Here is a 24,062-nt window from a genome sequence, read left to right on the forward strand (position 1 = left end):
TGCTGGGAGGATGGGAGAGCGTGCTCAGCCGGCGCGGTACTCGCGCGGGAGCCACTCGAAGCTGTCGGCGCTGACGCCGTTCGCCGGGCGGTACTCGAGGCCGATCCGGCCGGTGTAGCCGGCGGCGGTCAGGCGGGCGAAGAGGTCCTCGAAGTCCAGCTCGCCGGTGCCGGGCTCGTTACGGGCCGGGGTGTCGGCGATCTGCACGTGGCCGATCTTGTCGGCGTGGGTGGCGATCACGGCCGCCAGGTCCTCGCCGTTGCGGGCCAGGTGGTAGAGGTCGCAGAGGAACTTCGCGTTGCCCAGGCCGGTGGCCACGTTCACCTTGTCGACGACCGCGATCGCGGCCTCGGCGGTGACCAGCGCGTAGTCCGGGGACTCGGCCTTGTTCAGGGTCTCGATCAGCAGCACGGCGCCGATCGAGTGGGCGGCCTGCGCGGCCAGGGTGAGGTTCTCCAGTGCGAGCTCGTCCTGCTCCGCGGCGGAGACGCCCTCCACCCGGTTGCCGTAGAGCGCGTTGAGCGCCCTGGTCCCGAGCGACTCGGCGAGCGCGACGGCGACCGGGATGTTCTCCCGGAACCGCTCGCTCTCGGCCGGTACGGAGACCGTGCCGCGGGCGCCCTTGGTGAGGTCGTCCAGGAAGTTGAGGCCGGTGAGCTGGACGCCCGCGTCGGTGAAGGCCTTGCGGAGCGCGTCCTGCTCGGCGTCCGAGGGGGTGTGGTTCTCACCGAACGGCCACCACAGCTCGGCGGCGGTGAAGCCGGCGGCCGCGGCGGCGGCGGGGCGCTCCAGGAGCGGAAGCTCGCTGAACAGGATCGACAGGTTGACCGTGTAGCTCAGCTTGGAAGCGGCAGTCACGTCAATCACCTTTCACTCTTCCGTTCGCAACTTCCACGATCCGGAAGAGCGATTCTGCTTGGTGGAAGCATGCCCCGCGACCCGAGAGACCGTCAAGACCGCCGCAACAATTTGTTGAAGAGCCCTGCCTCTTCCACCGGGACCCCTGATCGATACAGTGAGCAGGTGCGATTGATGGTGGAGTTCACGACAGAGCCGTTCGAGCTGGACACGTTCCCCGAGCACGCGGTGGCCGCCCGCAAGGTGGTCGACGAGGCCGGGCTGGACGTCGCGGTCGGCCCGTTCGGGACCGGCGCCGAGGGCGAGGCCGAACAGGTGCTCGCCGCCGTGACCAAGTTGCTGCACGAGACGCTGGCCGCCGGCGCGACCCGGATCTCGGTCCAGGTCAGCGTGCTGGACCAGCACCAGGAAGGAGTGGGTACCCCGTGAGCGACGCCCTGGAACACCCGCTCGCCGCGGCGATAAAGCCGCTGCTGGAGGCCGTCGGCGCGACCCAGGTCTCGATCGACGAGGCCCGGGCCGACGACGTACTGCTGGAGTGGGACGGCCAGGCGGCCGTCGCCGTCCGCCTCCCGCACCTGAGCAGCGCCCTGGAGCGACTGCTGGCCGAGATGACCCGTCAGTTCGACGGCCGTCCACTGACCGAGCTGGACCGCTGGGAGAAGCAGCGCGTGGTCGCCCTCCTGGAGGAGCGCGGCGCGTTCACCGTCCGCCATGGGGTGGAGACGGTGGCGTCGGCGCTCGGCGTCAGCCGGTTCACGGTGTACAACTACCTCAACCGGCAGGACGGCTCGAAGACCGGCTGAGCCCAGTCTGTCCGACCCGGCGGGCCGGGCACACTTGGCTAATCGCACACGAAAAGGGCTGGTCACACGGCCCGAATCAAAACGTAACCACCAACAGTTCAACAAAGTGTTGACGACTGGGGGTGGCGGATCTAGCTTTTGCGGGTGGCACCACTCTTCAGGAGGTCCACCCGTGACCAACCTTCCCACCACTCCTGACGCACTGTCGGCGATCCCCGCCGGCGAGCTGACGGAGACGCTGCTGGAGATCTGCTCCAGCCCCAGCTGGGCCGCCGCTGTCGCGGAGACCCGGCCCTGGTCCGACCGGGCCGAGCTGTTGGCCGCCAACGAGGCGGCGATGGCGAAGCTGACGGTCGAGGACCTCACCGACGCGATGGCCGGCCACGCCCGGATCGGCAAGCCCAAGGCGGGCGACGCCACCTCCGAGCGCGAGCAGGCCGGCATCCAGGGAGTCGACTCCGCACTCCTGGACGAGCTGCACGAGGCGAACGCCGCCTACGAGGCGAAGTTCGGCCACGTGTTCCTGATCTGCGCCACCGGCCGCACCGCCGGCACCATGCTCGCCGCGCTGCGCGAGCGCTTCCCCCACGACGCCGCCACCGAGGCGGAGATCGTCCGGGGCGAGCTGCGCAAGATCAACGACATCCGTATCAACCGGCTGTTCGACGCGGCCTGATCCGCTGTCGATCAGTCAGTTCCTGCCATCAGTAAGGTCATTCAACCCATGACTGGCATCTCCACGCACGTGCTCGACACCAGCCTCGGCCGCCCGGCCGAGGGCGTCCCGGTCGAGCTCGCACTGCACACCGAGGGTGGCTGGCAGGTGCTCGGCACCTCCGCCACGGACTCCGACGGCCGGGCCAAGGACCTGCCGGCCGTGGAGGCGGGCTCGGTCGTCCGGCTGCTCTTCGACACCGCTTCGTACTTCACGAAGAAGTCCGAAGAGCCGCCGTTCTTCCCCGAGGTCTCGATCGTCTTCACGGTCGCGCCCGCGCAGCACCACTACCACGTGCCGTTGCTGCTCAACCCGTTCGGATACTCGGTCTACCGCGGAAGCTAGTAGACCGCTGGAACCCTTAGGAGCCATGTCATGGCCCACGTGCTCGGTCAGAACCAGTACGGCAAGGCGGAGAACCGCATCGTCCGGGTCTACCGCGACTCGACCCGCCACGAGATCAAGGACCTGAACGTCTCGGTCGCCCTCTCCGGTGACCTCGACGACGTCCACCTCACCGGTTCGAACGCCAACTGCCTGCCCACCGACACCACCAAGAACACGGTGTACGCCTTCGCCAAGGAGTACGGCATCGAGTCGGCGGAGGCCTTCGGCATCACGCTGGCGAAGCACTTCGTCGACAACAACGAGCCGATCCACCGGGCCCGGATCCGGATCGAGGAGTACACCTGGGACCGGATCAAGACGCCGGACAGCTCGGCGCGCTTCATCGGTTCCGAGGAGGTCGGCCACTCCTTCACCCGCAACGGCGGCGAGGTACGGACCAGCGAGATCACCTATGACGGCACCACCGTCCAGGTCATCTCCGGTCTCAAGGACCTGACCGTGCTGAACTCCACCAACTCGGAGTTCTGGGGCTACATCAAGGACAAGTACACCACCCTGCAGGAGGCGTACGACCGCATCCTGGCCACCCAGGTGACGGCCCGTTGGAAGTACGGCTTCAGCGGCGCCGAGGGCGAGGCCCAGCCGAACTGGAACCGCTCGTACCAGCACATCCGCCGCCACATGCTGGAGGCGTTCGCCGAGACCTACTCGTACTCGCTGCAGCAGACCCTGCACTCGATGGGGACCCGGGTGCTGAACAACCGGGCCGAGGTGGACGAGGTCCGGCTCGAACTCCCCAACAAGCACCACTTCCTGGTCGACCTGTCGCCCTTCGGTCTCAAGAACGAGAACGAGGTCTACTACGCCGCCGACCGGATGTACGGCCTGATCGAGGGCACCGTGCACCGCGAGGGCGTCGTCCCGGTCATCCCGGTCGCCTGACCCACCCCATGAGCACCGTCCAGCACCGCTGCACCCACCGGCCGCACCAGGCCGGACGGTGCCGGACGGGCAGCAACACCTGCACCACCTGTTTCTCCACCCCCACCATCCGGAGATCGTGCTCGCCTCACGGCGGCCGGCCCGGGGAGCTGGAGAAACATCCCGGAGGACCCTTGCACCGCCGTCCCGCCTCCGGGACATCTCCAGCGCCACGGGCGCGCCGGGAGCCACGAGCACAAGAGGGGCTCGACATGGCAACCAGCTCAACCCGAACCACAGACGGCGGTTCAACCCCAGACGGGCCTGCACGGCCGGACGGTGTGTCAACCAACCTCCCCGACACGCCTGACGGCCGTGCGGTCCACCCCGTGGACGAGCTGCTGCCGAAGGTGAAACTCTTCACCACCGGACTCCAGCACGTCGCCGCGATGTACGCGGGCGTGGTCGCGCCCCCGCTCATCGTCGGTGCCGGTGTGGGTCTCTCCCCCACCGAGCTCGCCCTGCTCATCTCGGCCAGCCTGTTCACCGCAGGACTGGCCACCCTGCTCCAGACCCTGGGGGTCTGGAAGATCGGCGCCCGGCTGCCGTTCGTGAACGGCGTCTCGTTCGCCGGGGTCGCACCGATGCTGGCGATCGCCAAGGAGCACGGCCCCGACCAGGCCCTGCCGGTGATCTTCGGCGCGGTGATCGTCGCGGGGCTCCTGTGCTTCCTCGCGGCACCGTACTTCTGCAAGCTGATCAGGTTCTTCCCGCCGGTCGTCCAGGGCACCGTGATCACCCTCATCGGGGTGTCCCTGCTGCCGGTCGCGGTCAACTGGGCGCGTGGCGGTTCACCCGCCGCCCCCGGTTACGGCTCCGTCAAGGCCATCGGCCTCGCCGCGTTCACCCTCACCGCGGTGGTGCTCTGCAACAAGCTGCTCCGCGGCTTCTGGCAGCAGCTCTCCCTGCTGGTCGGGCTGGCCGTCGGCACCGCAGTGGCCTTCCCGCTCGGGCTGGCCGACTTCGGTGCGGTCTCGCAGGCCGAGGTGTTCGCACTGCCGTCCCCGTTCCACTTCGGGGCCCCGGTCTTCGAGCTCACCGCGATCGTCTCGATCTGCATCGTGATGATCGTGTCGATGACCGAGTCCACCGCCGACATGCTGGCGCTGGGACGGATCGTCGACCGCGAGGCCGACGAGCAGACCCTCGCCGCCGGCCTGCGGGCGGACGGCCTGGCCACCGCGATCAGCCCGGTCTTCAACGGCTTCGCGGCCAGCGCCTTCGCCCAGAACATCGGGCTGGTGGCACTGACCAACATCCGCAGCCGGTTCGTGGTCGCGGCCGGTGGCGGCATCCTGATCCTGCTCGGGCTATTCCCGGTGCTCGGCTCGCTGGTCTCGCTGGTGCCCTCGCCCGTCCTGGGCGGCGCCGGGATCGTGCTCTTCGGCACGGTCGCCGCGAGCGGTATCCGGACCCTGGCCGAGGCGGGGATGGACTCCAGCGCCAACACCATCCTGGTCTCGGTCTCGCTCGGGGTCGGCATCATCCCGATCGCGGCCCCGACCTTCTACGACGCCTTCCCGGAGGCCGTCCGCACGCTGATGCACTCCGGCATCTCGGCCGGCTGTGTGCTGGCCGTCCTGCTCAACCTGCTCTTCCACCACGTCGGTGCCAACCGTCAAGCCTCATCCGGCGGTTCCACCGGTGCGACGGTGTCAACGGCGACACCGTCCTGACCGGTGAGGGGCGCGCACCGCTCACCGCGCGTCCCTCACCCTCCCCCCATAGGAGAAACACCATGGCAGTCCAGCCCCCGCGCCCCGACCAGCGGATCGTGATCGAGAACGTCGCCATCGCCACGGTCGACGCCAACGACACCGAGTACGCCCGCGGCCACGTCGTGGTCCTCGGCAACAGGATCGAGTCGGTCGGCAACGGCCCCGCCCCGCAGTGGCTGGACAACGTGGTGCGCCGGATCAACGGCGAGGGTCACCTGATCACCCCGGGCCTGGTCAACACCCACCACCACTTCTACCAGTGGATCACCCGCGGCCTGGCCCAGGACAACATCCTGTTCGACTGGCTGGTCGCGCTCTACCCGACCTGGGCCCGGATCGACGACCGCCTGGTGCACGCCGCCGCCCAGGGCTCGGCCGCCGCGCTGCTCAAGTCCGGCTGTACCACCGCCTCGGACCACCACTACGTGTTCCCGAAGGACGGCGGCGACATCCTCGGCGCCGAGATCGAGGCCGTCCAGGAGCTCGGCATGCGCTTCACCGCGCTGCGCGGCTCGATGGACCGCAGCAAGAAGGACGGCGGCCTGCCGCCGGACCACGCGGTGGAGAAGACCGAGGACATCCTGATCGCCTCCGAGGCGGCCGTGGACAAGTACCACGACTCCTCCTTCGACTCGATGCTGCAGATCGCCATCGCGCCCTGCTCGCCGTTCTCGGTCTCCACCGAACTCATGCGCGAGGCCGCCCTGCTGGCCCGCCGCAAGGGCGTACGGCTGCACACCCACGGTTCCGAGACCGCCGAGGAAGAGGCGTTCTGCAAGGAGCTGTTCGGGATGGGCCCGACCGACTACTTCGAGTCCACCGGCTGGCTGGGCGAGGACGTCTGGATGGCGCACTGCGTCCACATGAACGACTCGGACATCGCCAAGTTCGCCGAGACCGGCACCGGTGTCGCGCACTGCCCGTCCTCCAACGCCCGTCTGGCGGCCGGCATCGCCCGGGTCCCGGACATGCTGAAGGCCGGCGTGCCGGTCGGCCTCGGCGTGGACGGCACCGCCTCCAACGAGTCCGGCGAGCTGGGCACCGAGCTGCGCAACGCGCTGCTGATCAACCGTCTGCACGGCTCCCCGACCGCGCTCACCGGCCGCAGTGCGCTGCGCCTGGGCACCATGGGCGGCGCCCGGGTGCTCGGCCGGCAGAACGAGATCGGCTCGATCGAGGTCGGCAAGCTCGCCGACCTGGCGCTCTGGAAGATCGACGGCATCATGCACTCCTCGATCGCCGACCCGATCGCCGCACTCACCCTGGGCGCGCTCCCGCCGCTGGCGCTGCTGCTGGTCAACGGCAACGCCGTGGTGGAGAAGGGCAACCTGACCACCGTGAACGAGGACAAGATCGCCCAGGACTGCGCCCGCGCCGCCAAGGAACTGGCCGCCCGCCTCTGATCACCCCTCAGCTCCGGTCCGCACCCGGGACGGTGCGGTAACCGGACTCCTCCCCCTCGGGGGCCTGGAGAGCAGCCCCGGACTCACGGCGAGAGTCCGGGGCTGTCACCTGTCCGTGAACGTCCACACCGTGCAGGGAAAGTCCCACCTTCGGGTAGCGATCGGGCTCATCAGGGTCAAATCCCCACAAGCTGGCCCAAGATCGGTGCATGCGCTACTCCTATCCCGTCCTGGTCGGCGGCGAGCCGCAGCCCGGCGAGGGCTGGTACCACTGGCCGCACGCCTCGGCCCTGCTGCGTGAGACGTACGACGTGATGGCGCTCAAGGCGCGGCTGGACTTCGGCCGGGCGGCCGAAGGCGCGGACCGGGATCCCCGGCTGGCCGGTCGGGTGGCGCGGTCCACCCCGGAGCAGGCCAAGGCTGCCCTCGTTCTGGCCCGGGAGGCCCAACCGGCCTGGGCCCGTAAGCCGTTGGCGCACCGGCTGGCCTTCGCCGAGGCGGTGCACCGTGAACTGCTGGCCCGCGGCGAGGAGTTCACCGAGGTGCTGGTCGCCGAGGGCCACCCGCTGACGGTCGCCCGGTGGGAGCTGGCCTTCATGCTGAGCATCACCCACCCGGCCTCGCTCCGGCACGCCCGGCAGAGCCTGGTGTGGGAGGGCGAGCAGGCCGGGCGGCGGATCCGGCTGGTCCGCAAGCCCGACGGGGTGGTCGGCCTCAACCCGGCGCTGAACGCGGCGGCCGGGACTTCGATGTTCGGCGTCCTGGTGCTGGCCGCCGGCAACTGCCTGGTGCTGAACGCCCCTTCGGCCGCGCCGCTCGGAGCAGCCTTCGTCTACCACGAGATCGTGGCCCCGCTACTGGCCGAGTTCGGCGCGCCGCCCGGCGTGCTCAGTGTGCTGGCCGGTCCGGCCCGGCCGCTGCTGAAGAGCTGGCTGGAGTCCCCGGACTGCGACGACGTGTTCTGGTTCGGCGCTGCGGAGAACGGCGCCAAGGTCGCCAAGTCCTGCCTGGAGTACGGCAAGAAGCCGATCCTCGAACTGTCCGGGAACGACGCGCTGGTGGTCTGGCGGGACGCCGATCTCCCACAGGCCGCCCAAGCGGCCGCCGAGCGTTACCACGCCTCCGGCCAGCTCTGCCTCTCCCCCAAGTTCGCCCTGGTCCACCCGGCGGTGGCCGAGGAGTTCACCGAGCTGCTGCACCGCCGGGTCGCCGCGCTGCGGATCGGCCCGCCGGGTGACCCCGAGGTGCTGCTCAGCCCGGTGGTCAAGCGGGCCCAGTGCCTGGAGGTGCTGGCCGACGCGGTCGAGCAGGGAGCCGAACTACTGTGCGGCGGCGAGCTGGTGGACGTCGACGACGCGCCGAGCGCCCGTGGCCCGTTCGTCCGTCCGGTGCTGCTGCGGGCCCACGGCCTGCGGGCGGCGGCCGGGATGCGGGCCGTCCGGGAGGAGACCTTCTTCCCGCTGATGTGCGTGGTCGTCCCCGACGACGCCCCGGACGAGGAGCTGCTGGACCAGCTGATCGCCTTCGTCAACGGCAACCGGTACGGACTGCGCAACTCCTTCTGGGCCAACGACCCCCGGGTGATCGAGCGCTTCACCGAAGAGGTCAGCAACGGCGGCCTGTTGAAGGTGAACGACAGCCACATCGGCACCCTGCCGGTGCTGCCCATGGTCGGTGGCACCGGCCTCACCGGCGGCGCCTTCGGCGAGGGCAATCTCGCCTACCTGCGCACCACCAGGCTGCAGGGCGTCAGCATCGCTCCCGGCTCTGCCGGCCCGGAACTCTTCGACCATCTCACGGCGGCCACCGCCCCATAGACCCTGCTTCCGGATCACCGCCCATGGTCGGTCCGGGGATCAAGTACGCCTCCACGGAAAGAGACTGCGATGTCCGTCATCAGCGAAGACAGCCTGCTCGACCAGAAGATCGACCGGTGCTTCGGGCACATCGACAAGGAAGGCCGGGGCTCGGTCGACCACGACGACCTGCTCACCCTCGGCGCCCGGCTGCTGGCCCAGTTCGGCGAGCAGCCCACCTCACCCCGGGGCACCCGGCTGATGCTGGGCATGACCGAGTTCTGGGACGCGCTGTACGCCGCCGCCGACACCGACGGTGACTCCCGGCTCAGCCTGGCGGAGTACCGGGCCGGGATGAAGGGCGCCTTCATCGCCTCGGCCGCCGGCTTCGACGCCACCTTCCGCCCGCTCACCGAGGCGATCTGCACGCTGCTCGACACCGACGGCGACGGCGAGGTGAGCGCCCAGGAGTTCTACGACTGGCAGAAGACCTTCGGCGTCAAGCCCGCCGAGAGCCAGGCCGCCTTCCAGGCCCTGGACACCGACGGCAGCGGCGCACTGAGCGTGACCGAGCTGCTGGCCGCGATGCGCGAGTACTACACCGGCCGCTCCGCCGACGCCCCGGGCAACCAGCTGTACGGCCCGCTGATCTGACCCCCCTGGGCCGGGCCGCCCCCGCCCGGGCGGCTCGGCCAATTCTGTTGACAACTCCCCTTCGCTGCCCGACAGTTCGATCACCACAGTGGGGCCGGGGCGGGGGTGCTGACGGTGGATCACGCGGGCGACTACGACTACCCGACCGACGTGGACGGGCGCGGCGTCACCGAGCTGGTGGTGCACGGCTGGGGCAGCTCGGGGCCGGCCGAGGTGCTGAACGATCCCGAGGTGCGACAGGTGGCGGGCGACGCCGCCCCCCAATTGCCGGTCGGTCTGGGTCCGGGCGCTGCTCCATCGAGACCATCCCGACGACCTCTTTCGGTTCTCCCCGGAGTGCCGACCGGCCCGGGCGGGGGCGCGGGGTTAGCTTCCTGGGCATGCCCCAGATCGAGTTGCCGACCGGCCGCCGAGCTGCCTCGGCGGTCGCGGCCGCACTGCTGACCCTGCCGTTCTCCGGGGTGGCCGCGGCCGCCCCACCGGTGGTGGAACAGGTACGGCTGACCGCCCCTCCGATGACCGCCGGGCTGGCCAGGTCCGCCTCCCTGACGGTCCGTTCGCGGGTCTGTGTGCCGGCCCGGCGGGTCGGCGTGGCGGTCCGCAGCGCGAGCGGGGCCAACCTGGATTTCCCCGGCGGTGCGCGCAACGTCCGGATCTGCTCCGGCGGCCTGACGGTCACCACCGAGGCCAGAGCGTTGCCGGCCGGAAGCTACCGGGTGTTCGGGTTCTGGCAGGACCCCGGAGGCGGCTGGCACAACCTGCCCGAGCAGACCCTGACGGTCGCCGCCTCGGGTGAGCCCACCTGGTCGGACGGCTTCGACGGGGTGACCGTCCCGCTCGGCAGCTGGGACGGCTGCGTCGGCGCCCCCGTCGTCCGGGACCGGCACTGCACCGGGCTGCCCGCCGCCCTGGACGCCAACTGGTGGGCCTATCCCCAGGGTTGGGCGGACACCAGCGGCCTCGGCAGCTACAGCCCGGCCCGCACGCTCTCGGTCGCGGACGGCCGGATGACGATCCGGCTCAGCCGCGACGACACCGGCACCTGGGTGGCGGCACCGACGCCCAAGCTGCCCGGCGCCTCCCCGGCCGGCGGCGTCAGGTACGGCCGCTTCGAGATCACCTGGCGGGCCGACCACGCGGCCGGCTTCAAGCTCGCCTGGCTGCTCTGGCCCGACTCCGAGCTCTGGTCCAGGGACGGCGAGATCGACTTCCCCGAGGGCGACCTGAACGGGAACGTCTCGGCCTTCATGCACCGCAGGGGCAGCACCTCCGACACCGACCAGGACGGCTACCCGACCGACGTCCCGATGGCCGGCGCCTGGCACACCACCGTGATCGACTGGCAGCCGGACTCGCTCTCCTTCTACCTGGACGGCACCCTGCTCGGCACCTCCACCACCGGGGTTCCCGACACCCCCATGCACTGGGTGCTCCAGTCCGAGACCTCCGCCACCGGCCCGGCCGGCGGCACCACGGCCGAGATCACCGTCGACGCCGTGCGGTACTGGAAGGCCGGCTGACCGGTGTGAGGCACGCAACAGCGGCTCCTGCTGTCGGATTCCTGTCAGGTACTGTGCACGAGTTGCCCGCCGGTCGTTGCGGGCCCCGCCGCCGGGACGCCTAATCCTGTCCGCCCGGCTGCGGTGTCGTTCGAGCTCCGAATCGGACAGGAGCGGGGGACCCAGGTAAGTCGCCGTGCCCTCGTGGCACGGCTCGGGGTGAAGCCGCTTTCCGTACCGGCGGCCGGGCTACCCACGGCCCGAACCCGACAGCTCACCTCGCAGGCGTCGTGGAGGGAACCTCTCGATGCTTTCCCGAAATGCCCGGATAGGCGCGGTCGCCACCGTCGGACTGATCGCCATACCCATGATCGTCAACGCCGAGGTCGCCAGCAGCGCGCCGCGCTCGACCCAGCAGACCAAGAACCACTGGCGCTGGCAGCCCAGCCCTACGCCGACCCCGGCCCCGACACCGACGGTCGCCCCGAGCCCGACCGCCACCGCGACACCGACGCCGACGCCGACCGCCACCGCGACGCCGACCCCCACGGCCACCCCCACGGCCGCCCCGACCGTCGCACCGACGCCGACACCGACACCGACGCCCACCGCGACGCCGACCACGGGCCCGGCTCCCACCTGGTCCGAGGACTTCACCGGCCAGTCCGTCCCGCTCGGCAGCTGGACCGGCTGCAGCTCCAGCGGCGCGATCCAGAACAGCCACTGCACCGGCCTGCCGAGCGCGGTCGACAGCAAGTGGTGGGCCTACCCGAGCGGCTGGCAGGACACCAGCAGGAACGGCGCGTACGACCCGGCCAAGACTCTCTCGATCGCCAACGGCGCACTGAACATGCACCTCAACCGGGACAGCGCGGGCACCCACGTGGCCGCGCCGGTGCCCAAGCTCCCCGGCGCGGTGGGCCCGGGCGGCGGCGTGCTGTACGGGAAGTTCGAGGTGACCTGGAAGACCACCTCGGCGGCCGGCTTCAAGACCGCCTGGCTGCTCTGGCCGGACTCCGAGACCTGGCCCCGGGACGGCGAGATCGACTTCCCCGAGGGCGACCTGAACGGGAACGTCTCGGCCTTCATGCACCGCCAGGGCGGCACCTCCGGCGGCGACCAGGACGCCTACTCGACCAACGTCCCGATGGCCGGCGGCTGGCACACCTCCACCATCGACTGGCAGCCCGGCAGCCTGACCTTCTCCCTGGACGGCAAGGTGATCGGCCACTCCACCAGCCGGGTGCCGAACACCCCGATGCACTGGGTCCTGCAGTCCGAGACCGCCCTGGACGGCACCCAGCCGGCCCAGGGTGCGAGCGCGGACATCAGCATCGACTCGCTCCGCTACTGGAAGACCACCGCCTGACCCCCGATCAGGAGAGCTCCGGGTCAGGGTGCACCGGTACCCGGTTCGCACCCACGAGCAGGTCCATCACCCGCTCATGGGTGTCACCGACCCGATCGGTCACCCTGACCCGGATCCAGACGCTCTCCACCACCGCCATCGCCTCGGCGGTGAACCAGCCCAGCATCGCCCTTCCCTGGGCGGGCAGCGGCCGCCCCGCGCCGATCAGCGAGAGCCGGAAGTCGTGCCCGACGACCGCTCCCCGCTCGGCAATCAGCTCGGCCGCCCGCTGCATCTCCACCCATCCGGCCTGACCCCCGGTCGGCTCGGCGAAGGTCACCAGGTAGCGCACCTCGGTGATGACTGCCACGTCCTGGGCCGCGTTCTGCAGGTGCCCCTGCCAGGCGATCCGCTCCTCGGGTGCAACGCCCGCCACCGCCCGGCCGAAGAAGCCCAGGGCCGGCCGGACGGTTCGCGCGTACTGGGCCCGGGCCAGCGCCGCGCCCGTGGTGGCCAGCGCGGCCGCCGTGGCGCTCTGCCCGTCCATCAGCTTGAGCCGCCACGGCCAGTCGTTCAGCAGTCTGGGCGGCAGGTTCTCCCGGACCGTCCCGTAGATCAGGATCACCAGCGCCAGTACCGCCAGTGCTGTGAGCAGTCGGGACAGCAGTACATTCCGTCGCACCACTCGCTGTGCCGTGTTCATCACGTCCACCCCTGAGACCAACTCTAGTGCGGGGCACCAGTGTTCGAACAGGGCGCTCAGTCAGGCGGTCCGGCCCAGGGTGGCCAGGTAGGTGCGCCAGCCGCCGTGCTCGGTGATCTCCCGGTGCACGCCACGCTCCAGTTCGCCCCGGGCCAGCAGCATCGACAGGCAGGCGGAGCCGTCCGCGAGCTCGATCACGCCGAGTTCGAGCTCGCGGGGCTCGCCGGGGAGGATGACGTCGCGCAGGTGGGCCAGGTCCACGTCGTAGAGCTCGCCCTCGATGGCGGTGTCCACGGCGGGGTCGGGCAGCAGGCCGGGGCAGACGTCGCCGATCGAGAAGAACCGGTAGCCGGGGGCGGTGCTGACCGGGCCGATCAGGGCGTCGGCGACCGAGGCGTGGAACGGGCCGCCCACCATGGCCTGGCCGTTGAAGAAGATGCGTGCCATCAGGTACTCCTCAGGAAAGCCGTACGGGCCCCCCCGCGGGGGGGGGGGCGAGAGCGCGGGCAGGGTGAGGAAGTCGACGAACTCCTCGGCCAGTGCGACCTGCTCGAAGAGCTTGGCGGCCTCGTTCCAGCGCCCACCGGCGTACGCGGCGTCGCCCGACTCGGCTCGCAGCGCGGCGAGTTCCTCGGTCACGAGCCGACGGACCAGCTCGGCGGTGGCCTTCTCGCCGGTGTCGGCCAGCACCACGTCGTTGTTGATCCACTGCCAGATCTGCGAGCGGGAGATCTCGGCGGTGGCGGCGTCCTCCATCATGTTGAAGATGCCGACCGCGCCGAGGCCGCGCAGCCAGGCCTCGATGTAGCGGACGCCGACCTGGACCGCGTTGTGCAGACCGGCCTCGGTGCAGCTGCCGCCCGCGCCCGCGATGTCGAGCAGCTGGGCGGGCGTCACCGGCTCGGCGGAGCCGGGGTTGTCCTTCTGGTTCGGCCGGTCACCGAGCACCGCGTCGAAGCAGGCGCGGGCGACCGGGACCAGGTCGGGGTGGGCGACCCAGGAGCCGTCGAAGCCGCCGGTGGCCTCGCGCTCCTTGTCGGCCTTGACCTTCTCCAGCGCGGCGGCGTTGACCTCGGGGTCGCGGCGGGACGGGATGAAGGCGGCCATGCCGCCGATCGCGTGCGCGCCGCGCTTGTGACAGGTCTGCACCAGCAGCCGGGCATAAGCGGCCATGAACGGGGAGGTCATCCCGACCGTGTTGCGGTCCGGGAGGATGTAGTGCTCGCCCGCGTCCCGGAAGTTCTTCACGATCGAGAACAGGTAGTCCCACCGGCCGGCGTTCAACCCGGCGGCGTGGTCCCGGAGTTCGTAGAGGATCTCGTCCATCTCGAACGCGGCGGTGATGGTCTCGATCAGGACCGTGGCCCGGACGGTGCCGTGCGGAATGCCCAACTTCGCCTGGGCGTGGGTGAAGACGTCGTTCCAGAGCCGGGCTTCCAGGTGGCTCTCGGTCTTCGGCAGGTAGAAGTACGGTCCTGAGTTCGGGTCCTCGGCGCCGCGCGCGATCAGCCGGGCGGCGTTGTGGAAGAAGTACAGGCCGAAGTCGAACAGACCACCGGAGACCGGGGTGCCGTCCACCATCAGGTGGCTCTCGTCCAGGTGCCAGCCACGGGGGCGGACCACCACGGTGGCCAGCTCGGCGGCGGGCTTGAGGGCGTAGGACTTGCCCGCGTCGGTGGCGAAGTCGATCCGGCCCTCGAAGGCGTAGATCAGGTTGACCTGGCCGCTGACCACGTTCTCCCAGGTGGGGGCGGTGGCGTCCTCGAAGTCGGCGAGCCAGATCTTCGCACCGGAGTTGAGGGCGTTGATCACCATCTTGCGGTCGGTCGGCCCGGTGATCTCGACCCGGCGGTCCTGCAGCGCGCGCGGCGCCTCGGCGACCTTCCAGTCCCCGGCCCGCACGGCGGCGGTCTCCGGGAGGAAGTCGAGGGTGCCGGCCGCCGCGATCTCGTCACGGCGGGTTTTCCGTCGGGCCAGGAGCTCCTGCCGGCGGCCTTCGAAGGCGCGGTGGAGACCGACCACGAAAGCGACCGCCTCGGGAGTGAGCACCTCCTCGCTGCGGGGGACGCGCGGTCCGGCGACAGTGACGACCGGAGCGGCGGGGGAAGCGCCGACGGGTCCCTGATCTGCAGCCATGGGCAGAACACTCCTTGGACAGTTGAGCCAACTAGGGAAGTTCCGGTGGGAACTTCCTCGATACCGACCCACCTACTGGCGGGTTCGGTTCTGTAAGGTGGAGACTAGTTTCCGCGATACAGAATTTCAACGCTTTGTTGAGGTAGATCGCTGGGACTCTACTCCTCCTCCGACAGCGAAGGGAACGCCGGTGGCCAGCACCTCCGCCGCAGCACCCACAGGGGCCGACCGTGCCACCGGCGGCGTGCAGTCCGTCGAGCGCGCCTTCCAACTCCTCGAAGCCCTGGCCGACTCCGGCGGGGTGGCCACCCTGAGCGAGCTGGCCGCCACCTCGGGGCTGCCGATGCCGACCATCCACCGGCTGATTCGTACCCTCGTACAGCAGGGCTATGTCCGGCAGGACACCGCCCGCCGCTACACCCTCGGTCCCCGGCTGATCCGGCTCGGCGAGACCGCGGGCCGGCTGCTCGGCAGCTGGGCCCGGCCGTACCTGGCCGAGCTGATGGAGGCCACCGGCGAGACCGCCAACCTGGCCGTCCTGGAGGGCGGCGAGGTGGTCTACGTCGGGCAGGTGCAGTCGCGCCGGTCGATGCGGATGTTCACCGAGGTCGGCCGCCGGGTGCAGCCGCACTGCACCGGTGTCGGCAAGGCCCTGCTGGCCCAGTTGGAGGAGGCCGAGGCGCGCGGCGTGCTCGGCACCCAGCCGCTCCAGTCGCACACCCCGTACACCGTCACCGACCCCACCGAGCTGTTCGCCCAGCTGGCCCAGGCCCGGGAGCGCGGCTACGTGGTGGACGACCAGGAGCAGGAGATCGGCGTCCGCTGCATCGCGGTCGCCGTCCCGGGCGCACCGACGCCCACCGCACTCTCGGTCTCCGGCCCCGAGGCTCGGATCCGCGCACTGGAGGCCCAGGCGGGCAACACCTCGCTGGTCCCGGTGATGCGGCAGATCGCGAGCCGGCTCGGCCAGGTGCTGGCGCCCTGACTCCAGGTCAGTTGATGCTGGGTCAGTCCAGCATCAGCAGCCCGACCTGGGACGCCGTCAGCTGAAACACCGTGAGCTCCGGCTCGGCACCCACCTGGGTGAAGAGCCGGGGCGCGGCGACCAGCTTCGGATTGGCCCGGACCGCTTCCAGCGCGGCCCGGTCCCGCCACAGGCTCTGCACCCGCCAGCGCCCACCGGGACCGCGCAGCAGCTCGGTCCTGATCAGCCCGTCCGGCAGCGGACCGGCCACCAACTCGCGGTACGACGTCACCAACTCGGCCTCGCGGTCCGGGCCCACCACCGCGCTGACCTCACTCAAAACCTGTCCGGACACTGTCCTCACCTCCGTACGGATCCACGCTACGCCGAATACAGTGCGTACCGGTGCGACCACGTTCGGCAGACAGGTGATGACGGTGACCAGATGGGTGATGGCGGGACTGGCCGCTGCCACGGCGCTGATGCTCGGTGCCACGACGGCGAGCGCGGTGCCCTCGAACTCCGACCTCGAGGTGGTCCGGCTGGACCCGGATCCGGCCCCGCCGGGCGGGACCACCACCGTGCACGGCTTCGTCGCCAACCTCGGCCCGCAGCGCACGGCCTCCGCTTTCACGGTGCTGATCGACCTGCCGGCCGGGTTCAGCGCCGTGGGGCCGTACTTCCCGGCGAACTGCAGATCCCTGTTCGGACAGGTGGTGAGCTGCACCTTCCCCGCCGGGCTGCCCACCCTGCGGACCGCGACCGCGCTGGTGCCGGTCCGGGTGAACGCCGACGTGCCCCACGGCACGGTGGCCGAGGGGCACGTCAGGGTGGTGAGTGTGGACGATCACAGTCCCGCGAACGACAGCACGCCGTTCACGCTGACCGTCAGCTGAGCCGCTGCGTCAGCGGTACACGCGGACGTAGTCCGAGGCGAAGCTGATCGGCGCGGTACCGGAGGGTGCCGGGTGGTACTGCCCGGCACCCACCGAGAGGTTGAGGATCAGGTAGGCCGACCAGTCCGCACCGACACCGGTGCCGTCGGAGAAGACCTTGGTCCCGTTCACGTACCAGTCAACGGAGTTGGCGCCGTAGTAGGTGCCGACGGTGACCCACTTGTCGTGGCCGATCGCGTTCGCGTCGGTGTAGTACTTCAAGCCGGACTTGACGTGGTTGGTCAGCTCCAGCAGCCCGGCGTTGTCGGGGTGGTACTCGAAGCTGTCGATCTCGCCGTTGCCGTTCTTCCAGGTCCACAGCGCGGGCCAGGCCCCGGAGCCGGCCGGCAGCTTGACCCGGGTCTCGGCGTAGTCGCCGGTCTTCACCTGGAAGCCCTGCGAGGAGTACTCGGTGGTCAGCAGCCCGGTGTCCCAGGCCTGCTTGCCGCTCTCCAGGGTGTGGCTGGACGGCTTGGCGGTGAAGGTGGCCACCCCGCCGGAGACCGAGACGCCGCTGGTGGTCAGCCAGTCCAGCTTGTTGTCGTCCGGGTTGTGGTTGCCGTAGCGGTACGCGCTGCTACGGTCGCCGACCCACTTGGAGCCCCAGGCGATCGAGCTGTCGAACTCCTCCGACCAGGTCAACGCCTTGCCGGGGATCGGCGAGGTGCTCGGGGCCGGGCTGGGGGTCGGCGTGGGGGTGGGAGTCGGCGTGGGCGTGGGAGTCGGGGTCGGGGTGGGCGTGGGGGTCGGCGTGACCGTGCTGCCGACGGTCAGCTTCTGCGAGGGCAGGTTGTGCCAGCTCCCGCCCAGGTCCTGCCAGAAGCCGAACTGGGTGTACGTCCCGGCGGGCAGCGTCCGGGCCGCGCTGGTGAAGTTCACGCCGCTCGGGCAGATCTGGACGTTGCTCGCGTTACCGGGGAAGTCGAGGTTCCGGCCGGCCGCGTCACGGACGCCGACGCCGAGCGTCTTGGCCGTGAAGCAGGCGCTGGAGTGGACGGTCAGGCCGGCCTTGGTCGCGGTGTTCGCGGCCATCGAGGTGGGGGTCAGCCGGTCCTGGGTCACCGAGGTGGCGGCCTGGGCCTGACCGGCCAGGCCGGTGGCGATCAGCGGTACGGCGACCAGGGCGGCCGCGCCGAGGCGTGCGGGGGTAAGGGCGATGCGCATGGGCAGGTCCTCTGCGACGCCTACGAGGTGAGCTGTCGGGTTCGGGCGAGAGGAATCGCCCGGCCGCGGTGGGCGCGGCTTCACCCCGAGCGGCCCCCGCACCGGAGCAGGGGGGACCGCAGACTGACCTGGTTCCCCCGCTCCTGCCCATGTTTCGGTGATCGAGTTCCCGACACCGGGTGGGCAGGACTCGGCGTCCCGGCGGCGGGGTCCGCGCAGATGCGGACAGCTCCATGCAGGCTAGGCAGGTCGTCCGTCCATCGACAACGAGACCTCGCTCACACGACGTTTAACCGGCCTCGGACCGGTCAGGCCAGCCAGGCCGTGATCTGGGTGGCGGCGGCCGGGGTCCAGCCGAGTTCGAGGTGGTTGAGGCCGGTGACCAGCTTGGTGGCGGCGACGGTCCCGATGCCGGTGGTGTCGAGGGCGCTGGCGGTGAAGACCAGGCCGTCGCTGGGCCCGCGGTTCTCGTTCAGCAGGCCGGGAAGGTCCGCGGAGCCGCCCGCCAGCAGGTAGGTGGGGACGCTCGCCGGGATGCCCGCCTGCTGCAGCGGCCTGATCAGCGAGCCCGCGTCGATGGCGGCCTGGATGCCCTGGCCGGAGGTGTAGAAGCCCTGGCCACCGTAGTAGGTGGTCCACCAGTCCTGGGCGAGCTGGTCGACACCGTACAACCCGTCCCAGCGGGCCAGGAGTTGGCGCTGACCGGGGTAGCAGTCGTAGCCGCCGGTGGGCAGCACGCCGAGGCAGGGCTGTGCGGTGTAGCTGCCGTAGCAGGTCATGTACAGGTGCGGGGACGGTGCGTTGGCGGTGCCGCCGCAGGCGGGCCAGGTGGCCAGCGAGAAGCTCCAGCCGTGGGCGTAGACGTAGTCGAGACCGCCGTGCGGGCCGCCGAGGGTGACCAGGCGGCGGACGTCACCGGCGTAGCCGCGGCCCCAGGACGGGCGGATCGAGGAGACGTAACTGCGGGCCGCCACCTCGCCCTTGCTCCAGGCCACCACGTCCGCCTGGGCCACCCCGAGCCGGTCCCGGATCAACGCCAGTGCGTCGCCCACCACTTGGGCCTGCATCAGGTTGTCGCCGTGCTTGTGGGCGAAGTTGACCGCGAAGACCCGGTGCCCGGCGGCGGCCAGCTGCTGCGCCAACCCGGTCGAAGGGCAGTTGGACGCACCGCAGTTGCCGCTCTCGGCGGGGTTGGCCCAGGCCCGGTCGGCGTTGTCGTTGGCGCCGTGCACGAGCAGCACGGCGGAACCGGTGCCGCTGTTCCAGCCGGCCGCGGAGTAGAGCAGGAAGCGGGCCGAGGAAGGGCGCTTGACGCCGCCGAAGTACGTCAGCCGGGCGCCGTCCTGGTCACCCCGGCCGTCGGTCGGGTACTGCTCGGTGCGGAAGCCGGGGGTGGAGTCGTAGTAACGCTCCACCTTGGCCCAGCCGTTGCCGGGCTGGCCGAAAGTGGCCTCCAGTTGGAGGTACGAGGGCGGTGCGGCGACCGCCGGGCCGATCCCGAGAGCGAGCGCGGCAATGGTGATCAGGACGACCAGCAGGCGTTTCATGACGACTCCAGGGGTGCGGGTCCGGCCACCGTAGGAGCGGGGGCCCGATCCCCCCATGTCACGGACACACATCCGGCACTTCCGGCACATGGCGGTCGTCCACAAGTTACCTGGATGCCAAGGGAGTTACGCGCCGGTGAAGTGTTGCCGGGGCACTTCCGCAGGGACCTGACATGCCCTCACACTGACTGCCATGCGAATCAATCTACGCGCGTTGAAGACCCGCGCCGCCTCCGTCGCTGTCGTCGGCCTGGTCACCCTGGCCCCCACCGCCGTGTTCGCCACCGACGCCTCTGCCACGGTCAGCGGCAACATCTGTTACACCGCTCTGCCGAGCCAGGGCCGGGACACCATCCGCCTGATCGACGCGGGCGGCCCGTTCCCGTACAGCCAGGACGGCATCGTCTTCCAGAACCGGGAGAGCGTGCTGCCCGCCAAGTCGCTGGGCTACTACCACGAGTACACCGTCAAGACGCCGAACGTCTCGACCCGGGGCGCCCGACGGATCGTCACCGGTGCGGTCTACCACGAGGACTACTACACCGCAGACCACTACGCGACCTTCTACAAGGTCAACTTCGGCTGCTGACCACTCCCCCACGGCCGCCCGCCCCCTCTCCCCGGGGGTCAACTCCCGGTCGGTGGCGTGCGCCGCAGTGCCCTCCCCAGGCCCTGTGCTGTCGCCGGGTGCTCTCTCCCCCACCCACCAGGCCCCGAGGAGTCCATCCGTGGACCGTAAAGCCGCACGCCACCGCCCACACCCCCGGCACCGAAATCCGCTGCTCGCCGTCCTGGCGATCGTCGCCGGGCTGGTCGCCACCCTGCTGCCGGCGATCACCGCCCAGGCCGCCACCACCGCCACCGTCTACTACAAGCCCACCGCCACCTGGGCGGCCGTCAACCTGCACTGGGCTCCCACCGGCGGCAGTTGGACCACCTCGCCCGGCACCGCGATGGACGCGGCCTGCTCCGGCTGGTTCAGCCAGACCATCGACCTGGGCTCCGCCGCCACCTGGCAGGCGACCTTCAACAACGGCTCCGGCACCTGGGACAACAACGGCGGCGCCAACTACCAACTGGGCAGCGGGATCAGCGCCGTCACCGGCGGCCAGGTCAGCACCACCGACCCGTGCGCGGCCGCCACCCCCACCTCCGCCACGGTCTTCTACTGGACCGCGAGCAAGAACTGGTCGGCGTACTACCTGCACTGGGCTGCCACCGGCGGCAGTTGGACCACCGCGCCCGGCACCCGGCTCGCCGCCGCCTGCACCGGCTGGGTCAAGCTGACCGTCGACCTGGGCACCGCCGCCACCTGGCAGGCGACCTTCAACAACGGCTCCGGCACCTGGGACAACAACGGCGGTGCCAACTACCAGTTGGGCACCGGAGCGGTCACCGTCAAGGACGGCGTGGTGGCCCACAGCGACCCGTGCGGCAGCACCACCCCGGACCCCTCTCCGACCCCCACGCCAACGCCGACCCCAACTCCCCAGCCCACCACGGCCGCCACCGTCTGGTACGCCACCAGCACGGTCGGCTGGTCCACCGTCAACCTGCACTGGGCGCCCACCGGCGGCAGCTGGACCACCAGCCCCGGCGTCGGAATGGAGCCCGCCTGCACCGGCTGGGTGAAGAAGACCGTCAGCCTGGGCAGCGCCACCACCTGGCAGGCGACCTTCAACAACGGCAACGGCGTCTGGGACAACAACAACGGCACCAACTACCAACTGGGCGGCGGCAACAGCACCGTCAAGGACAAGACCGTGACGGCGGCCGCCACCGACCCGTGCGCCGCCGTCGTTCCGGACACCACCGCGCCGACCGCCCCGACCGGCCTGGTCGCCACCGCCTCCGGCACCGGCACCGTGCTGACCTGGAACCCGGCCACCGACAACACCGGAGTGACGGGCTACCAGATCACCCGTACCGGCGGCACCAAGGGCAGCTCGGTCGTCGACACCGGCTCCACGGTGTACTCGCAGAGCGGTCTGGAGGCGACCACCGCCTACTGCTGGACCGTCAGGGCCCGGGACGCGGCGGGCAACCTCTCCGCCGCCTCGGCCGAGTCCTGCGCCACCACCGGCACGGCCGAGCCCGCCCCGGCGGGCGGTACGCCGCTGGGCGGCGACCCGCGCAAGGACCCGATCTACTTCGTGCTCACCGCCCGTTTCAACGACGGTGACAGCAGCAACAACCGGGGCGGCAGCCAGGACGTGAAGTCCGGCAACGCGGCCAACAACGACCCGATGTTCCGGGGCGACTTCAAGGGCCTGGTGCAGAAGCTCGACTACGTCAAGGGCCTCGGCTTCTCGGCGATCTGGATCACCCCGGTGGTGCTCAACCGCTCCGACTACGACTTCCACGGCTACCACGGGTACGACTTCTACAAGGTCGACCCACGCCTCGAGTCGGCCGGCGCCTCGTACCAGGACCTGATCAACGCGGCGCACGCCAAGGGCATCAAGATCTACCAGGACGTGGTCTACAACCACAGCTCCCGCTGGGGCGCAAAGGGCCTGTTCACCCCGACCGTCTACGGCGTCCGGGACACCCAGTGGAGCTGGTACTACGACGCCCCGAACGCGGGCTTCGAGTACGACGGCCTCACCGTCGACCCGGTCTCCGGCAAGTCGTACTACAACGGCGACCTCTGGTCGACCGCCGAGCCGAGCGGCAACACCTGCCTCAACTGGGGGAAGCCGACCGGTGCGAAGAGCCCCGAGGGCTACACCATCTACAACTGCCAGTGGCCCGGTGCCACCACCGGTATGTTCCCCAAGGCGCTCTACCACCAGTGCTGGATCGGCAACTGGGAGGGCGAGGACTCCCGTTCCTGCTGGCTGCACGAGGACCTGGCCGACTTCAACACCGAGAGCCCGGTGGTCCAGCAGTACCTGATCGGCGCGTACAACAAGTACATCGACATGGGCGTGGACGGCTTCCGGATCGACACCGCCGTGCACATCCCCCGGGTCACCTGGAACCGCCGTTTCCTGCCCGCGATCTACGAGGAGGTCAGCCGGAAGTTCGGCACCGCGAAGGCGGCGGACTTCTTCGTCTTCGGTGAGGTCGGCGCCTTCGTCAACGACCGGTGGAACCGAGGGTCCGTCAACCACTCCGCCCAGTTCTTCACCTGGAAGGAGCGCCGGGAGTACACCTCCGACGACGTGCAGGCCGCACTCGACCAGTTCAATTACGAGAACACCATGGGCACCGGCAACCAGCCCGTCTCCAACAACGCCTTCCTGAACGGGAACGCCTACCACGCCCCGGACAAGAGCCAGTTCAGCGGCATGAACATCATCGACATGCGCATGCACATGAACTTCGGTGACGCCTCGAACGCCTTCAACAACGGCAAGGACTCCGACGACTCCACCAACGACCCGACGTACAACGTGGTCTACGTGGACAGCCACGACTTCGGCCCGAACAAGTCCAGCACCCGGTACGCCGGAGGCACCGACGCCTGGGCCGAGAACATGGCGCTGATGTGGACCTTCCGGGGCATCCCGACGCTGTACTACGGCTCGGAGATCGAGTTCCAGGCCGGAAAGCAGATCGACTGCGGCCCGACCTGCCCGCTGGCCGGCACCGGCCGCGCGTACTACGGCGACAAGGTGGCCGGTGAGGTGACGGCCGGTGACTTCTCGGTGGTCTCCTCGGCCTCCGGCGCGGTCGCGACCACGCTCCAGCAGCCGCTGGTCAAGCAGCTCCAGCGGCTGAACCAGATCCGCCGCGCCGTCCCGGCGCTCCAGCTCGGCCAGTACTCCACCCAGGGGGTGAGCGGCGACATGGCCTTCAAGCGCCGCTACACGGCGGGCGGCGTGGACAGCTTCGCGCTGGTCGCGGTCACCAACGCGGCCAGCTACACCGGGATTCCGAACGGCACCTACAAGGACGCCGTCACCGGTGACGTGAAGGTGGTATCCAACGGCACCCTCTCGGTGGCCGCCGCGGGCAAGGGCAACCTGCGGGTCTACGTCCTCGACCTCGGCGGCAGCAACGCCGCCCCGGGCAAGGTCGGCACGGACGGCCCGTACCTGAAGTAAGCCGGTCAACGGACGGACGGTCCGATAGGTTGGGTGGGTGCGGTCACGGCGACCGCACCCACCTGTCGCTCCGCCCAGACGAGGACTGCCCGAGATGACCGCGCCCCTGCCAGCCTTCGCCGGCCACACCTACCTGTTCCAGGTCGACAACGGCGCGGCCTTCCGCAACACCTACTCGGCGGACGGCCTCCGGCTGCGCTGGGACGGCCTCGGCGAATCGGCCGGGCAGTGGGAGGACGTCCCGCTGCACGTGGCCCAGGTCGCCCCGCACATCTACTTCGTCAGCTGGACGGAGAAGAGCGGAATCACCGTCAGCCATGTGATGGACCTGACCGCGATGACCGTCCGCGCCTTCTGGACGTACGAGGGCGAGGGCGGCCGGGTCGGCGAGCTGCACACCGGCACGCTGAAGGCGGAGGCCTGACCCGCCCCCGG

Annotated in this window: 22 protein-coding genes, 1 pseudogene and 2 riboswitches; of the genes and pseudogenes, 16 read left to right on the top strand and 7 right to left on the bottom strand. The window is 70.3% G+C overall.

Annotated elements, in window-relative coordinates:
• Positions 1–24 precede the first annotated feature (24 nt).
• Entirely contained in the window at positions 25–867 is an 843-nt protein-coding gene (locus tag ACXJMZ_RS00850) for a TIM barrel protein (protein WP_457027997.1), read from the bottom strand.
• 165 nt (positions 868–1,032) lie between these two features.
• On the opposite strand from ACXJMZ_RS00850, the gene ACXJMZ_RS00855 reads away from it, so the two are divergent.
• From ACXJMZ_RS00855 to ACXJMZ_RS00905, 11 genes are all read left to right on the top strand, one after another.
• Positions 1,033–1,287 (top strand): thiamine-binding protein, encoded by a 255-nt coding sequence (locus ACXJMZ_RS00855; RefSeq protein WP_200948515.1) that lies wholly within the window; start codon positions 1,033–1,035, stop codon positions 1,285–1,287.
• On the top strand, positions 1,284–1,664 hold the full coding sequence (locus ACXJMZ_RS00860) for a helix-turn-helix domain-containing protein (RefSeq protein WP_057239713.1): 381 nt from the start codon (positions 1,284–1,286) through the stop codon (positions 1,662–1,664). Before ACXJMZ_RS00855 ends, ACXJMZ_RS00860 begins: the two co-directional genes overlap by 4 nt.
• Before the next feature lie 172 nt (positions 1,665–1,836).
• Positions 1,837–2,340, top strand: a complete 504-nt coding sequence (gene uraD / locus ACXJMZ_RS00865) for a 2-oxo-4-hydroxy-4-carboxy-5-ureidoimidazoline decarboxylase (protein ID WP_457027998.1) — start codon at positions 1,837–1,839, stop codon at positions 2,338–2,340.
• Between the two features lie 48 nt (positions 2,341–2,388).
• Positions 2,389–2,724 (top strand): hydroxyisourate hydrolase, encoded by a 336-nt coding sequence (gene uraH / locus ACXJMZ_RS00870; RefSeq protein ID WP_457027999.1) that lies wholly within the window; start codon positions 2,389–2,391, stop codon positions 2,722–2,724.
• 30 nt (positions 2,725–2,754) lie between these two features.
• On the top strand, positions 2,755–3,669 hold the full coding sequence (gene pucL / locus ACXJMZ_RS00875; RefSeq protein WP_057239707.1) for a factor-independent urate hydroxylase: 915 nt from the start codon (positions 2,755–2,757) through the stop codon (positions 3,667–3,669).
• A gap of 251 nt (positions 3,670–3,920) precedes the next feature.
• Positions 3,921–5,384: a nucleobase:cation symporter-2 family protein gene (locus ACXJMZ_RS00880; RefSeq protein WP_457028000.1), complete on the top strand. Its 1,464-nt coding sequence runs from the start codon at positions 3,921–3,923 to the stop codon at positions 5,382–5,384.
• A gap of 62 nt (positions 5,385–5,446) precedes the next feature.
• A complete protein-coding gene (locus tag ACXJMZ_RS00885) occupies positions 5,447–6,829 on the top strand; it encodes an 8-oxoguanine deaminase (RefSeq protein WP_457028001.1) in 1,383 nt (460 codons plus the stop codon).
• Between the two features lie 209 nt (positions 6,830–7,038).
• Complete coding sequence (locus tag ACXJMZ_RS00890) at positions 7,039–8,646, top strand: aldehyde dehydrogenase family protein (protein ID WP_457028002.1); 1,608 nt, start codon at positions 7,039–7,041, stop codon at positions 8,644–8,646.
• Positions 8,647–8,715: 69 nt separating this feature from the next.
• Positions 8,716–9,279, top strand: a complete 564-nt coding sequence (locus ACXJMZ_RS00895; protein ID WP_457028003.1) for an EF-hand domain-containing protein — start codon at positions 8,716–8,718, stop codon at positions 9,277–9,279.
• Between the two features lie 380 nt (positions 9,280–9,659).
• On the top strand, positions 9,660–10,799 hold the full coding sequence (locus ACXJMZ_RS00900; RefSeq protein WP_457028004.1) for a glycoside hydrolase family 16 protein: 1,140 nt from the start codon (positions 9,660–9,662) through the stop codon (positions 10,797–10,799).
• Between the two features lie 125 nt (positions 10,800–10,924).
• A riboswitch (cyclic di-AMP (ydaO/yuaA leader) is annotated at positions 10,925–11,081 on the top strand.
• A 4-nt stretch (positions 11,082–11,085) separates the two neighbouring features.
• A complete protein-coding gene (locus tag ACXJMZ_RS00905) occupies positions 11,086–12,147 on the top strand; it encodes a glycoside hydrolase family 16 protein (protein WP_457028005.1) in 1,062 nt (353 codons plus the stop codon).
• Between the two features lie 7 nt (positions 12,148–12,154).
• Here ACXJMZ_RS00905 and ACXJMZ_RS00910 read toward each other — a convergent pair whose 3' ends face one another.
• The 3 genes and pseudogenes from ACXJMZ_RS00910 to aceB all read right to left on the bottom strand — a co-directional run.
• Positions 12,155–12,829, bottom strand: a complete 675-nt coding sequence (locus ACXJMZ_RS00910) for a hypothetical protein (protein ID WP_457028006.1) — start codon at positions 12,827–12,829, stop codon at positions 12,155–12,157.
• Between the two features lie 60 nt (positions 12,830–12,889).
• Positions 12,890–13,276, bottom strand: coding sequence for an allophanate hydrolase-related protein (locus ACXJMZ_RS00915; RefSeq protein WP_457028050.1), 387 nt, complete (start codon positions 13,274–13,276; stop codon positions 12,890–12,892).
• Between the two features lie 54 nt (positions 13,277–13,330).
• A pseudogene (gene aceB, locus ACXJMZ_RS00920) lies at positions 13,331–14,965 on the bottom strand (malate synthase A); the annotation flags it as partial.
• A 190-nt stretch (positions 14,966–15,155) separates the two neighbouring features.
• Between aceB and ACXJMZ_RS00925 the strand changes: the two are divergent.
• A complete protein-coding gene (locus ACXJMZ_RS00925; protein WP_057239692.1) occupies positions 15,156–15,950 on the top strand; it encodes an IclR family transcriptional regulator in 795 nt (264 codons plus the stop codon).
• 22 nt (positions 15,951–15,972) lie between these two features.
• On the opposite strand, the gene ACXJMZ_RS00930 is transcribed toward ACXJMZ_RS00925, so the two are convergent.
• Positions 15,973–16,284 carry an antibiotic biosynthesis monooxygenase gene (locus ACXJMZ_RS00930; protein ID WP_457028007.1) on the bottom strand — a complete coding sequence of 104 codons (312 nt, stop codon included), beginning with the start codon at positions 16,282–16,284 and terminating at the stop codon, positions 15,973–15,975.
• An 82-nt stretch (positions 16,285–16,366) separates the two neighbouring features.
• Between ACXJMZ_RS00930 and ACXJMZ_RS00935 the strand changes: the two genes are divergently transcribed.
• Positions 16,367–16,825, top strand: a complete 459-nt coding sequence (locus ACXJMZ_RS00935; RefSeq protein WP_457028008.1) for a hypothetical protein — start codon at positions 16,367–16,369, stop codon at positions 16,823–16,825.
• A gap of 9 nt (positions 16,826–16,834) precedes the next feature.
• On the opposite strand, the gene ACXJMZ_RS00940 is transcribed toward ACXJMZ_RS00935, so the two are convergent.
• Both ACXJMZ_RS00940 and ACXJMZ_RS00945 read right to left on the bottom strand, forming a co-directional pair.
• Positions 16,835–18,028 carry a glycoside hydrolase family 16 protein gene (locus ACXJMZ_RS00940; RefSeq protein ID WP_457028009.1) on the bottom strand — a complete coding sequence of 398 codons (1,194 nt, stop codon included), beginning with the start codon at positions 18,026–18,028 and terminating at the stop codon, positions 16,835–16,837.
• A gap of 2 nt (positions 18,029–18,030) precedes the next feature.
• Positions 18,031–18,198: riboswitch (cyclic di-AMP (ydaO/yuaA leader) on the bottom strand.
• A gap of 138 nt (positions 18,199–18,336) precedes the next feature.
• The gene (locus ACXJMZ_RS00945) at positions 18,337–19,575 is read right to left on the bottom strand and encodes an esterase/lipase family protein (RefSeq protein ID WP_457028010.1); all 1,239 of its coding nucleotides are present in this window, start codon (positions 19,573–19,575) and stop codon (positions 18,337–18,339) included.
• A gap of 193 nt (positions 19,576–19,768) precedes the next feature.
• On the opposite strand from ACXJMZ_RS00945, the gene ACXJMZ_RS00950 reads away from it, so the two are divergent.
• From ACXJMZ_RS00950 to ACXJMZ_RS00960, 3 genes are all read left to right on the top strand, one after another.
• Positions 19,769–20,164, top strand: a complete 396-nt coding sequence (locus ACXJMZ_RS00950; RefSeq protein WP_457028011.1) for a ribonuclease domain-containing protein — start codon at positions 19,769–19,771, stop codon at positions 20,162–20,164.
• 139 nt (positions 20,165–20,303) lie between these two features.
• Entirely contained in the window at positions 20,304–23,627 is a 3,324-nt protein-coding gene (locus ACXJMZ_RS00955) for a carbohydrate binding domain-containing protein (RefSeq protein WP_457028012.1), read from the top strand.
• A gap of 94 nt (positions 23,628–23,721) precedes the next feature.
• Complete coding sequence (locus ACXJMZ_RS00960) at positions 23,722–24,051, top strand: MoaF-related domain-containing protein (RefSeq protein WP_457028013.1); 330 nt, start codon at positions 23,722–23,724, stop codon at positions 24,049–24,051.
• Positions 24,052–24,062 lie beyond the last annotated feature (11 nt).

It is taken from the genome of Kitasatospora sp. P5_F3 (assembly GCF_054049135.1).